13 protein-coding genes and 1 riboswitch are annotated in these 12,978 nt (G+C 40.9%); of the genes, 8 read left to right on the top strand and 5 right to left on the bottom strand.

Annotation, left to right across the window (positions count from 1 at the left end; genetic code table 11):
* The first annotated feature begins 577 nt into the window (after nt 1-577).
* A riboswitch (molybdenum cofactor riboswitch) is annotated at nt 578-717 on the top strand.
* From moaA to P3L44_RS15040, 5 genes are all read left to right on the top strand, one after another.
* A complete protein-coding gene (gene moaA / locus P3L44_RS15060; protein ID WP_094962423.1) occupies nt 707-1,687 on the top strand; it encodes a GTP 3',8-cyclase MoaA in 981 nt (326 codons plus the stop codon). (Overlaps the previous riboswitch by 11 nt.)
* Before the next feature lie 24 nt (nt 1,688-1,711).
* Nucleotides 1,712-2,188 (top strand): cyclic pyranopterin monophosphate synthase MoaC, encoded by a 477-nt coding sequence (gene moaC, locus P3L44_RS15055; RefSeq protein WP_140170859.1) that lies wholly within the window; start codon nt 1,712-1,714, stop codon nt 2,186-2,188.
* Nucleotides 2,188-2,433 carry a molybdopterin synthase sulfur carrier subunit gene (gene moaD, locus P3L44_RS15050; protein ID WP_004256672.1) on the top strand — a complete coding sequence of 82 codons (246 nt, stop codon included), beginning with the start codon at nt 2,188-2,190 and terminating at the stop codon, nt 2,431-2,433. The genes moaC and moaD overlap by 1 nt, the downstream gene beginning before the upstream one ends.
* Before the next feature lies 1 nt (nt 2,434).
* On the top strand, nt 2,435-2,887 hold the full coding sequence (moaE, locus tag P3L44_RS15045; protein ID WP_004256668.1) for a molybdopterin synthase catalytic subunit MoaE: 453 nt from the start codon (nt 2,435-2,437) through the stop codon (nt 2,885-2,887).
* A 133-nt stretch (nt 2,888-3,020) separates the two neighbouring features.
* Nucleotides 3,021-3,728, top strand: a complete 708-nt coding sequence (locus P3L44_RS15040; protein WP_004256664.1) for a Bax inhibitor-1/YccA family protein — start codon at nt 3,021-3,023, stop codon at nt 3,726-3,728.
* A gap of 211 nt (nt 3,729-3,939) precedes the next feature.
* Here P3L44_RS15040 and P3L44_RS15035 read toward each other — a convergent pair whose 3' ends face one another.
* The 5 genes from P3L44_RS15035 to cecR form a co-directional block, all read right to left on the bottom strand.
* Nucleotides 3,940-5,046, bottom strand: a complete 1,107-nt coding sequence (locus tag P3L44_RS15035) for an ABC transporter permease (RefSeq protein WP_094962425.1) — start codon at nt 5,044-5,046, stop codon at nt 3,940-3,942.
* Between the two features lie 9 nt (nt 5,047-5,055).
* Nucleotides 5,056-6,195, bottom strand: coding sequence for an ABC transporter permease (locus tag P3L44_RS15030; RefSeq protein ID WP_272661716.1), 1,140 nt, complete (start codon nt 6,193-6,195; stop codon nt 5,056-5,058).
* Complete coding sequence (locus tag P3L44_RS15025) at nt 6,192-7,931, bottom strand: ATP-binding cassette domain-containing protein (RefSeq protein WP_272661717.1); 1,740 nt, start codon at nt 7,929-7,931, stop codon at nt 6,192-6,194. The genes P3L44_RS15030 and P3L44_RS15025 overlap by 4 nt, the downstream gene beginning before the upstream one ends.
* A gap of 9 nt (nt 7,932-7,940) precedes the next feature.
* The gene (gene hlyD / locus P3L44_RS15020; protein WP_136135082.1) at nt 7,941-8,936 is read right to left on the bottom strand and encodes a secretion protein HlyD; all 996 of its coding nucleotides are present in this window, start codon (nt 8,934-8,936) and stop codon (nt 7,941-7,943) included.
* Between the two features lie 153 nt (nt 8,937-9,089).
* Nucleotides 9,090-9,788, bottom strand: coding sequence for a transcriptional regulator CecR (gene cecR, locus P3L44_RS15015; RefSeq protein ID WP_004256610.1), 699 nt, complete (start codon nt 9,786-9,788; stop codon nt 9,090-9,092).
* A 285-nt stretch (nt 9,789-10,073) separates the two neighbouring features.
* Here cecR and rhlE point away from each other — a divergent pair, with 285 nt between their 5' ends.
* The 3 genes from rhlE (at nt 10,074) to P3L44_RS15000 (ending at nt 12,920) form a co-directional block, all read left to right on the top strand.
* Nucleotides 10,074-11,402, top strand: coding sequence for an ATP-dependent RNA helicase RhlE (gene rhlE, locus P3L44_RS15010; protein WP_110591365.1), 1,329 nt, complete (start codon nt 10,074-10,076; stop codon nt 11,400-11,402).
* A 168-nt stretch (nt 11,403-11,570) separates the two neighbouring features.
* Complete coding sequence (gene dusC, locus P3L44_RS15005; protein ID WP_096864122.1) at nt 11,571-12,512, top strand: tRNA dihydrouridine(16) synthase DusC; 942 nt, start codon at nt 11,571-11,573, stop codon at nt 12,510-12,512.
* Nucleotides 12,513-12,671: 159 nt separating this feature from the next.
* Nucleotides 12,672-12,920, top strand: a complete 249-nt coding sequence (locus tag P3L44_RS15000) for a GlsB/YeaQ/YmgE family stress response membrane protein (protein ID WP_004256598.1) — start codon at nt 12,672-12,674, stop codon at nt 12,918-12,920.
* The last annotated feature ends 58 nt before the right edge of the window (nt 12,921-12,978 follow it).

Genomic DNA, 12,978 nt, shown 5'->3' with positions numbered 1-12,978 from the left:
AAGCCCGTTTTATGGCGACTAAAATAAATTGGGCGTTAATCTACCATAAAACATCATTCTTAGCTTAAGTACCGTGACAAAAAACAATAAAAGAGACGATTCTGTATTGGTGTGTACTTCCAAGGTATCCTCATCTGTCGCCTAATCACAACTTACAACGCAAATTATTTAGAGTTTTGGTTAATGAATTCTGTGCTTCACTGTTTATTTTAATTGATATGCCAATTATTCAATTTGAAATATCGGTTTTGATAAGCGTTAAGTGCTGATATTTATAACGTAAACAATTAGATGGGGAGCTTGCTTCCCTTTTTAGATCTATATCAATAAATGTTTAATTAAATAGTTAGAGATGTTAATCAATTAGTATGAAATTATACGGTTTGAAACCACTCAAAATGGAAAATTGTCATTGATAATAATAGCTTCGGTGATTCAACTATGTCTTTTGTAAGTCGTTGTATATAATGATATATATCGAATTGCAATTCGCTTTTTCAATTTCTATCGGCTAGAATCCTTACATAAATTAAGTGAACAGAGTGACGCATTTTACAGTTTAAAATCAGTGACTCGGTTCCAAATAAAACTCCTAGCCTTTGCGTCTAAGTTTGAACGACTGAATATGATGCACTGGCCGTGGCCTAGAGCCACCAGGGTGCAAGATAGAAATGTCTGCATCTCCCGTACTTGGAAAGGTGTGATTATGCAGCAACTTGTCGATCAATTTGACCGGAAATTTTATTATCTTCGGCTTTCTATAACAGATGTTTGCAACTTTCGTTGCACATACTGCCTACCCGATGGCTACAAGCCAAGCGGTCGCCATGAATTCTTAACATTAGATGAAATTCGTCGTATCAGTACGGCATTTGCAGAATTAGGCACAGAAAAAGTGCGTATTACGGGCGGTGAGCCGACTATGCGCAAAGATTTCAGTGATATTATTGCTGCCATCAATGAAAATGAATCAATCAAAAAAATAGCCGTAACAACCAACGGCTACCGTATGGCGCGAGATGTGCATGAATGGAAAGCCGCAGGGTTGAACGCGATCAATGTGAGCGTTGACAGCTTAGATCCACGCCAATTTGCGGCCATCACAGGGCAAGATAAATTCTTTCAGGTGATGAAAGGCATTGATGCCGCCTTTGAAGCAGGCTTCGAAAAAGTAAAAGTCAATGCAGTGCTCATGAAAAATGTCAATGATATTGCGTTGAAGTCATTCCTAAATTGGATCAAGCACCGACCAATTCAATTACGTTTTATTGAACTCATGGAAACCGGTGATGGAAGTGATATCTTCCAACGCTTTCATATTTCAGGCGAAACTATTCGCGAACGTTTAATCGAAGAAGGCTGGTATATGCTTCCTCGTTCTCGTAGTGATGGGCCAGCTCAAGTCTTTAGTCATCCAGATTACCAAGGCGAAATTGGGCTTATCATGCCTTACGAAAAAGATTTTTGCCAAAGCTGTAACCGCTTACGTGTTTCCTCACTAGGAAATCTCCATTTATGTTTATTTGGTGAAAATGGTATTCCACTTCGTGATTTATTGGGCGCAGATGACCAAAACGAAGCGTTAAAAGCGCGTATTCAACGGGGCTTACACCATAAACGAGAAACCCATTTTCTGCATATGGGCGATAGCGGAATTACACCAAATTTATCCGTAATCGGCGGTTAACTCTTTTTTATTTCAGGAGAAAATATGTCCCAACTGACTCACCTCAATGCGTCGGGCGAGGCGCATATGGTTGATGTTTCAGCCAAAGCTGAAACTATCCGTGAAGCTCGCGCAGAAGCTTATGTCACCATGAACCCAGCAACCTTAACGATGATTGTCGATGGTAGCCATCATAAAGGGGATGTGTTCGCCACGGCACGTATTGCGGGTATTCAAGCGGCAAAAAACACTTGGCAGCTTATCCCATTATGCCACCCATTGTTGTTAACCAAAGTTGAAGTGACCTTGAAAGCGGAACCTGAACATAACCGCGTCCGTATTGAAACTTGTTGCCGGTTAACAGGGAAAACAGGGGTAGAAATGGAAGCGTTAACAGCCGCATCCGTTGCTGCGTTAACGATTTATGACATGTGTAAAGCCGTGCAAAAAGATATGGTGATTGGCCCTGTTCGTTTATTAGAGAAAACAGGCGGCAAATCTGGACATTTTAAGGTGGAATAATGATCACAGTATTATTTTTTGCTCAGGTACGTGAGCTAGTTGGAACGGAACGTTTAGAACTTACAGACTCGTACCAAAAAGTGGAAGACTTGCGCCAAGCACTTTCACAAAAAGGGGATCGTTGGGCGTTGGCACTTGAAGATGGCAAATTACTTGCCGCTGTTAATCAATCATTTGTTTCACTAGACCACCCTCTCTCAGAAGGGGACGAAGTGGCATTTTTCCCACCTGTCACTGGGGGGTAATATGGAAAACACCCATATTGCAGTACAAACTGAAAATTTTAGTGTTGGTGAGCAATATCAATGGCTTGCACAGTGTGATAGTGATGGCGCAGTGGTGACTTTTACGGGGAAAGTGCGTAACCATAATTTAGGTGACAGCGTTGCGGCATTAACACTCGAACACTACCCAGGAATGACTGAAAAAGCGTTAGCGAATATAGTCATAGAAGCAAAAGAGCGTTGGCCATTGCAGAGAGTTAGTGTGATCCACCGCATTGGCACCTTACAACCCGGCGAAGAAATTGTTTTTGTTGGGGTCACAAGTGCTCATCGTAATGCTGCATTTCAAGCGGCTGAATTTATTATGGATTACTTAAAGACCAAAGCCCCATTTTGGAAAAAAGAAACCTTACCTGAAAATGAACGTTGGGTGGAAGCGAAAGAAACCGACGAGGCGTCTGCAAACCGCTGGTAATCGCATTTTTTCCGCTAAAAAATACGAATTTGCTGAATGGTATTGTCAAAAGAATGTGTTAGACTTTGGTTAATTTCTCCGATTGCAGTATTTTTACTGGGTCGATTTTTCTTTTAGCGAAAGGGTAACCATCATGGGTCAGTTTGATCAACGTAATGATTCTCTTGTCCAGGGTGCCAATACTGGCGTTCAGGCATTTATGTCGCAAGTATACGGCTGGATGACAGTCGGTCTACTGCTGACAGCTTTTGTGGCATGGTATTCTGTAAGCAGTGGTTTGTACTACACCATTGCAACCAATAAGATTCTCTTTTTTGGAATGATTATTGCTGAACTTGGTTTAGTGATGGGCATTTCATTCCTGCTGCAAAAAATTAGTGGCATGGCAGCAACGGGCATGTTTATGCTCTATTCATTGCTCACCGGCTTAACGATTTCAGTTATTCTTGCCGCATATACTGGTGAGTCCGTTGCGGGCACATTTGTCATTACTGCGGTAATGTTTGGTGCATTAAGTTTCTACGGCTATACCACTAAACGTAGCTTAACAGGTATGGGTAACTTCCTGTTTATGGCGCTGATTGGTATTGTTGTCGCTTCTTTGGTTAACATCTGGCTGCAAAGCACCATGATGTATTGGGTGATCACTTACGGTGGTGTTTTACTGTTTGCTGCTTTAACTGCTTATGACACTCAAAAACTGAAAGAAATGGGTTCACAAATTGATGAAGACGACAGAGAAACAATGCGTAAATACTCTATTATGGGTGCATTATCTCTGTATTTAGACTTCATTAACCTGTTCTTAATGTTGCTGCGTATCTTTGGTGACCGTCGCTAATTTGAGTGGCTTTCCTCATTACTCAGTGAAATGAGGGGATAGAAGTCGTTAAAATTGAAAACCCTTGTTACTTTGGTAACAAGGGTTTTTTGATCTAAATACTATCGTAAAATATGATTTGAATATTATTAACTTGTTTGTGATTCAAGGCGTTAATGATAGTTCTAATGCTTTTAATTGTATTTTCAAAGTGTAATATTATTTTTTTTGATCACGCTATTTTCTTCCTAAATAAGTAATAGGCCACTGAACTGGTGATTATCGCAATGATGAATAATGGCCATAAACTATGGAAGATAACTGAAAAATCAGCATTTTTTAGGTATATCTGTTTGGTGATTTCAGTGAAATGACGAATTGGGTTAATCCAAGTGATTTGTTGTAGCCAAATTGGCATGTTTTCGACTGGGGAAATATAACCTGATAGCAGCACTGCTGGCATCATAAATACAAATACCCCAATGAACGCTTGTTGCTGAGTTGAACACAGTGCTGAAATAAGTAAACCAAACCCTACCAAGGACAACCCATAGAATAACATCGTGGCATAAAAGAGGAGTAGGGAGCCAGCAAAAGGAATTTGATAGCAAAAGATCCCAATAACTAGGACCAAACTTGCCTGTGCAGTCGCTACTATCAATGCAGGCACCGCCTTACCAATAAATATTTGCCAAGTGGTAAGGGGAGAAACGAGCAATTGGTCCAGGGTGCCTTGTTCTCTTTCCCTTGCGATAGAAAGAGATGTCACAATCAGTACCCCGATCGTAGTTATTAAAGCTACTAATGAAGGCACAATAAACCATTTATAATCTAAATTGGGGTTGTACCAATTACGAACGATTAATTCACTGTTGTTCGGCAGAGTCTGTGATTGCGTTAGCTCATGTTGGTATTGAGTGACAATTTGTGCAACATAATTTGCTGCAATTTGCGCACTATTTGAATTACGTCCATCAAGGAGTAACAGCATATTAGCGTTATGGTGGCTTGCAATATCAGCACTAAAGTTTTGCCCAAAACGGACAACCAGCAGAGCCTTACGGTTATCAAGCGTTTCACGAATTTCATGTTCATTCTTCAATAATAAAACTTGAGAAAACGCACTGGCTTTGGCGAGACGTTGAGTCAACTCGATAGAATGTTCACCACTGTCTTGGTCAAAAATTGCAATGGTGGTGTTAGTGACCTCAAGAGTGGCAGCCAGAGGAAATAAAATCATCTGAAATATCACGGGTAAAATCAAAATAGCCCGTGTTTGTGGTTCTTGAAGTAATGATTGAAGCTCTTTCATAATTAAGGTGTATAGGCGATAAAACATAACTTCACCTCAATCCAAACGACGGCGAGTTTTTAGCGCCGTCAGTCCAATAAATAGTATTGCAGAAGCGATGAGTAGCAGGAAATCTATCAATAAAACAATATAGATATCACCTGCAAGAAAGAGAGTTTGTAAACTGCTGACAAAGTACCGGGCAGGGATAAAATAAGTCACAGCTTGAATAATGGCTGGCATACTATCAATTTCAAAAATAAAGCCAGATAACATAATAGCAGGTAAGAAGGCGGCATTCAGAGCAACCATCGCTGCATTAAATTGGTTACGAGTAATTGTTGAAATCAATAACCCCATCCCTAATGCCGTTGCCAAATAAAGACTGGTAATGACAAATAATACTAATAGAGAGCCGCGATAAGGTACTCCTAAGACAAAAGTGGTGACAAACATGCATAATACCATCACAAAAGTACCAAGCACTTGGTAAGGCAATAATTTTGAAAGTAATAACTCAGTTTTAGTGATTTGGGTTGAAAGCAATGCTTCCATCGTGCCACGTTCCCATTCTCTTGCAATAACTAAAGAGGTCAAAATAGCACCAACTACGGTAATAATGATGCTAATTGCTCCTGGAATAATAAAATGCTGACTAATTGCCGCTTCATTAAACCAATAGCGCATATTGAGTTCAATTAGTGGGGCTGTTGGGTAGCCTTTATTTTCCCCTTGTTGAATTAGCCACGTTTGCCACACGCCTTGAGTATAAGCTTGTACAAAGTTAGCGGTATTTGGTTCGCTACCATCAGTAATGACTTGAATTGCAGCATTGCCTTGTTTTTTCAACAATTCGGCTGCGAAATTCACTGGGATGACGATAATGCCGCGAATTTCTCCTACTTGCATTTTATCGATTAATAAATGGCGGTTATTACTAATGGTGGCATCAATAAATGGTGAGCCCGTGAAGGTATCAACCAATTCACGTGCTTGCGAACTTTGTTGCTCAAGTAAAATACCGACACGTAATTTACTTGAGTCTAAATTGATACCATAACCAAAAATAAATAGTAACATCAATGGAATAAGCACAGCTATAAGAGCGCTGCTAGGATCCCGCACAATTTGTTTACTTTCTTTCCAGCATAGTGCTTTAAGCCTACGCCATGAAAAATGAGAAGCGGTGTGAGTCATAGTGCCTCCTGTTGCTTATCATAATTCATGATTAGCTCGATGAATGCATCTTCCATGGATGGGTCAGGGTTTTCAGCACTTGCGACTTGCTGTTTCAGTTCATCAGGGGTTCCTGCCGCAATAATTTTTCCATGGTAAACCAGCCCGATACGGTCACAATATTCCGCCTCATCCATAAAGTGCGTCGTGACCATAACGGTAACGCCTTTATCAACCATTCCATTGATATGTAACCAAAATTCTCTACGAGTTAGTGGGTCAACACCTGAGGTTGGCTCATCTAAAAATAAGATATTAGGCTCATGCATTAATGAGCAGGCGAGGGCTAAACGCTGCTTATACCCCAGAGGGAGGGATTCAGTCACCTGATTGATAATCGGTTTGAAATTAAAGGCCTCAACCATTTCTTGGATTTTTTTGGTTTGTTGTTGATGATGTAAACCATAAACACCCGAAAAGAATTTCAGGTTTTGCCCCACTTTTAGGTTACCGTACAGCGAGAACTTTTGTGCCATATAGCCAAGGTGCTGCCTGACTTTGTTTGAACTCGTTTTTAAATCCATTCCAAGAACGAGTGCTTGCCCATCTGTTGGCTTCATTAACGCACACATCATTTTAAAAGTTGTCGATTTTCCCGCACCATTTGGCCCCAATAAACCAAAAATTTCTCCTCGTTTAACTTGGAAATTTACGGTATCAGTTGCCGCAAATTGGCCAAATTTTTTGGTTAAATTACGCGCTTCTATGACGGTTTCTTCAGGATTAGGTGGAATTTGCGGTACGATAGCGGCTAATTCCGAACGATGAGATGGGCCCCCGCCTAATAAGTCAATAAACGCATCTTCAAAACGTGGCTGTGCTTCAATGAGTTTTCCATCTGCCATATTTAATGCAGTTAATAAATTTGTCTGTGATGCATTAGGCTTCAAAATTAAGCGAATATAGCGGCCTTGGATTACACCATCGGTAGTTTCTGGTAATACGAGTGCGTTTTGTAATACAGTACGTTTTTGTGTGGCTGGTACATCAAGTAAAAACGAGCGTCCCGCCATTTTTTCAGTTAATAACTCGGGCTTGCCTGCATAAAGCTGTTTGCCTTTATTTAATAGCAGCACATTTTTGCATTGCTGAGCTTCATCTAAATAGGAAGTACTCCAAAGAATGAGCATTCCATCATCGGCAAGAGTATGAACCATTTGCCATAGTTCGCGTCGAGCGATGGGGTCAACACCAACACCGGGTTCGTCGAGTAAAAGGACCTTGGGTTTTCCTAATAATGTACAGGCTAACCCGAGTTTTTGCTTCATCCCCCCCGATAATTTACCGGCTAGCCTATTGGTAAAAGGGGCTAGGCTGGTGAAAGAAAGCAGTTGCTGATAGGTTTTTTGGCGCTCTTCGCCGAGTACGCCACGCAAATCTGCGTACAAATTTAAATTTTCTTGTACGGTCAGGTCTTCATATAAACCAAATTTTTGGGGCATATAACCAAGACCAGCTCGCATAGCAATGCTGTCGTCGATAGGGTCGAGCCCCATCACGCTAATTTTCCCTGCATCTGGTTTTAATAGCCCTGCAATCATGCGCATTAAAGTTGTTTTTCCTGCACCATCAGGGCCGACAAGGCCTGTTACAGAGCCCCCATGAATATCGATTGTTAAGCTTTCAACGGCTGGAGTATCCAAGCCAACAAATGTTTTCTCGACATTGGATAGGCGGATACTGTAATCATCACTCATAGCAAACTCTTACTGTTTATTATCAGTAAATTGAATAGTTACAGGCATACCTTGGCGTAAAGCATCATCTGCATCATTGACGACGATACGTAGTCGATAGACTAAATCGGTTCGTAAATCCGGTGTTTGTACGCTTTTAGGGGTAAACTCGGCGGTAGGGGAAACAAACCCGATGGTACCATGGTAAGGCTGATTTGGGCGGCTATCCGTATACAGCAAGACTTCTCTACCGGGGATGGCATCACCGAGGTGTGGTTCGCTAACATAAGCTCTGACCCAAACAGGATTTGTTAAAGTGACGCTAAATACGGTATTACCTGCACCGATGATTGTGCCAGGTTCGATTGCTCGGGTTAAAATAGTCCCAGAGGAAGGTGCAGTTAAAACGGTGTCTTGTAAGTCGAGTTCAGCTTGAGCGACAGCCGCTTCGGCTTGTAACCATTCGCCTCGAGCGGCAGCTATCTCTTCTTGGCGAAAACCGCTTTGGTATTGATTTAATTTATCTTGTGCCGCTTGAAGGGCGGCAAATGCTTGGTTTCGATTGTTCTTCGCGTTATCTAAATCATTAGCTGAAATAACGCGGGAGGCAGCAAGCCCTTGCTGACGTTTATAGAAGTTATCTGCATATTGCCAAGCCGCTTGTTTTTGAGCCACTTCAGCTTCAACTTGTGCAACCTCTTGAGTACGGTAACCACTTTCTTTTAAAGCAAGTTGGGCTTTGGCGCTGTCACGCACCCCTTTGGCTTTATTTAACGCGTTAATGTAGGGGGCATCATCCAGTAGGCCAAGTTGCTCGCCTGCAATAATTTTTGCACCTTCATCAACGCTTAGGGATTTGAGCTTACCTGACACTCGAAAACCAAGATTTACCGTTCGGACATCAACATTGCCGTAGAGTGTTAATATTTTGTCTTGCTGTGATTGATAGTAGTAATAACCACCAATTGCAGCACCGATTAATATGAGAATAATGAAAACAACAACAGAACGGTTTTTATTGCTCATAGCTAACCTTACTTAAAGAATCAACGATATGAAAACAAACTTTGTTGTTAGAGGCCGCTGTTTTTAATGGAGAAATGTGGCACCAGCTGCAATAAAATCACCAGCCTCTAGTTATTATCAATGTGAATGAATCACTTTAATTATTTTATCATATCACTTTTCATATTGTTTGCGATGGCGTAAGCCTGCTAATAATATATTTGTATGTTCAATAAGAACTTGATTAATAATTTTAAATTCATTTTCATTGATATGTTTCCAACCCGTTTGGCGTAACAAAGTTTCTCGAGCAATTCGAAATGAAAGTGTTTCGCCAAGGATTGCGTGTGTGTGGATTAGCGTTGTTAAATGATTGGGGTCAGCACCAATGTAAATCGCAATCAAGCGGTTTAGGCGCGAATGTATTGGGCCTAAAGCCTGTTCATGGATTACCGTATAGGCTTCGGTCGGGTTGAGTTGTTCACGTGCTAATATCCGAGAAAAACTTAAATTTTTCTTTTCCAACTGAAAATGATTATAGGCAATGACTGTTTTTTGTAGTAAATCAAGTGCATCATCAGTTACTTGTACTGACAAAGGTTGATTTAGAAAGTTGTCAATTGCTTGAAAAACATCATGGAAATCGTCCCGAATAGTTTTTGCGATAAGCTGAGCTACCGCTAAGTAAAGACCTTCTTTTGAGCCAAAATAATAAGAAATTGCGGCAATATTTTGCCCTGATGCCTGTGCGATCTTGCGTGTAGTAGCGCCATCAAGCCCTTGTTCTCCATATACATCAGCAGCAGTGAGAAGCAATTGCATTTTCGCATTTTCTCCTCGCAACGTTGACGATGAACCTGTATTCATAACCATTCCTTTAAAAATTCAGAATTAAATAACACCTAATTAGCTCTTAATGGCTTTTCATTTTTATAAAAAGTAAAAAACGACATCTCATAGTACAATGTAAGTATATATACTATGTGGGTCGGATTTTATATTAATTTATTAACCAAACTAAATTAATATATTTATCATCTGTAAATAATGTTAGAATTTTACACAGTGTCGCACGGCAGTTTGCGCTTTATCTTCTGACTCACTTCCCCCATAACTGCCACATTCAATTTGAAGCGGTGAAGCCCGGAGTAATTTAATTTGACTACTTTTTCAGACCTCGCGTTAAACGAGGAAATTTTGCTTGCCATTAATGAATTAGGTTATGAAAGCCCTACGCCTATTCAACAACAAGCTATCCCAGCCGTGCTTGCAGGAAATGACCTTTTAGCTAGCGCCCAAACTGGTACAGGTAAAACAGCGGGTTTTACATTGCCAATTTTACAGAAGCTTATTACAACTCCTCGAGCAGGAAAGGATCGCAAGCCTATTCGTGCGTTAATTTTGACGCCAACAAGGGAGCTTGCAGCGCAAGTTGCTGAAAATGTAAAAGAATATAGCCGTCACCTGCGTATTCGTTCTTTTGTCGTCTTTGGTGGGGTAAGTATTAACCCACAAATGATGAAGTTACGTGGCGGGGTTGATATCTTAATTGCAACTCCGGGGCGCTTATTAGATTTAGAACACCAAAATGCAGTAGATCTTTCCCAAGTCGAAGTTTTTGTTCTGGATGAAGCTGACCGTATGTTAGATATGGGGTTCATTCATGATATTCGTAGGGTGATTAATAAATTACCTAAAAAACGTCAAAACTTATTGTTCTCAGCGACGTTTTCTGACGAAATCAAACAATTGGCGAATAAATTACTCAATAACCCTGTAACTATTGAGGTTGCTCCGCGAAACTCAGCTTCTGAGCAAGTGACTCAATATGTTCATCTGGTTGATAAAAAACGAAAAGCGGAATTACTTTCGTTTATGATTGGCCGTGAAAACTGGCAACAAGTTCTTGTTTTTACACGTACAAAACATGGTGCAAACCGTCTCGCTGAGCATTTAAATAAAGATGGTGTCAAAGCTGCTGCTATCCATGGTAACAAGAGCCAAGGGGCTCGTACTCGTGCATTAGCTGATTTTAAATCTGGGGATATTCGTGTGTTAGTGGCAACGGATATCGCAGCTCGTGGCCTTGATATTGAACAGCTTCCTTATGTGGTGAATTTTGAGCTTCCTAATGTTGCAGAAGACTATGTTCACCGTATCGGTCGTACAGGTCGTGCAGAAGCAACTGGGATGGCAGTTTCCTTAGTATGTATCGATGAGGCTAAGTTACTCAAGGATATTGAAAAATTATTGAAAAAATCTATTCCATTGATGGCGATCGAAGGCTATGAGCCCGACCCCTCCATAAAGGCGGAGCCTATTCAAAAAACACCACAACGCAATGAACGTCGTTCAGGTGATAGAAACCAAGGTAAACCACCACGTCGCAGTAATTCGCCATCGTCAAAGCCTAGTTCAGGGAAGGGGGCAAGTTCCCCATGGAAAAACGCCCAGAAAAAAGTCAAACAAGGGCGAAGTGACAGCTAATCTTCCATAAAGCTTGTAGCTCTTTTTAATGTTAATGGCATTAACTGGAGCTACCTGTGAAACTATTTCAAGCCTGTCACTGGTCACCCCCATCTTAGAATTTTCCTGCTCATCTATTTAATAAACGGTATGATAAGCAGGTGTTATTACGTTTTTTGTGAGCCATTTATGCGCGTTTTATTAGCTCCTATGGAAGGAGTTTTAGACCCTTTAGTACGTTGTCTATTAAGCGAAGTTAATGACTATGACCTGTGCATAACAGAGTTTGTTCGCGTGGTTGATACCCTTTTACCGGCAAAAACTTTTTACCGTTTATGCCCTGAACTAAAACATGGCAGTCGTACCCCTTCAGGGACATTAGTTCGCGTGCAGTTATTAGGGCAACACCCTCAGTGGTTGGCAGAGAACGCAAACCGAGCGGTCGAGTTAGGATCTTGGGGGGTTGATTTAAATTGCGGGTGTCCATCAAAAACAGTTAATGGCCACGGTGGTGGTGCGACGTTATTGAAGCAACCTGATTTGATTTATCAAGCTGCGAAATCAATGCGTGAAGCAGTTCCAAAAGAATTACCTATTTCGGTTAAGGTTCGTTTGGGGTGGGACAGTTCTGAATTTGCTTATGAAATTGCAGATGCGGTTCAACAGGCCGGGGCAACAGAACTTACTGTCCATGGTAGAACCAAAGAAGACGGTTATAAAGCAGAGAGTATTAATTGGTCTGCTATTGGAGAGATCCGCCGTAAATTATCGATCCCAGTGATTGCTAATGGTGAAATTTGGGACTATGCAAGTGCACAGCGCTGCCTTGAAATCACAGGTTGTGATGCCGTGATGATTGGTCGTGGAGCACTAAACACCCCAAACTTAAGCCGTGTGGTCAAATTTAATGAATCTAAAATGCCTTGGGAGCAAGTTGGCAGGTTGTTATTAAAGTATACAGAACTTGAAAAACAAGGGGATACCGGCCATTACCATGCAGCTCGGATTAAGCAATGGCTAGGCTATTTACGTAAAGAATATCATCAAGCAGATGAACTTTTTTCTCAGGTTAGGTCGTTAAAAAATGCCCAACAGATTGCGCAAGTGATAACTGAAATTGTGAGCAATTAGTTATGAATAATGTTGATTGGCAAAATTTTATAGTTGCGAAATTAACTTATAGGGTCTTTACTTAATTGGTAGGAGAGCGATTTAATTTATTTAAAGCTCTACTATTATATGAGAACATTTTGACATTATAGTGAAATTACCTAGTCTGGGAGGCGTAAGATGGGTGTAATTGCTTGGATTATTTTTGGTCTAATTGCAGGTGTTTTAGCTAAGTGGCTGATGCCAGGTACTTATCACATGGGGTTCATTATGACCACCGTGCTGGGGATCGTTGGTGCCGTTGTGGGTGGTTACATCAGTACTTTCTTTGGTAAAGGAAAAGTTGATGGTTTCAACTTTGGGAGTTTTGTTGTCGCGGTTATCGGTGCGATTGTCGTACTGTTCTTAGCCGGGATATTTGCCAAATAACCATTTCCTCTACTTGGTAAATCTTCATTCTATAAGCCACTTAAATATCAAGTGGCTT

The organism is Providencia sp. PROV175 (assembly GCF_032707045.1).
GTDB classification, from domain to species: domain Bacteria; phylum Pseudomonadota; class Gammaproteobacteria; order Enterobacterales; family Enterobacteriaceae; genus Providencia; species Providencia hangzhouensis.
Note: the sequence above shows the minus strand (reverse complement) of the source record. Positions and strands in the feature narration are given on the sequence as shown.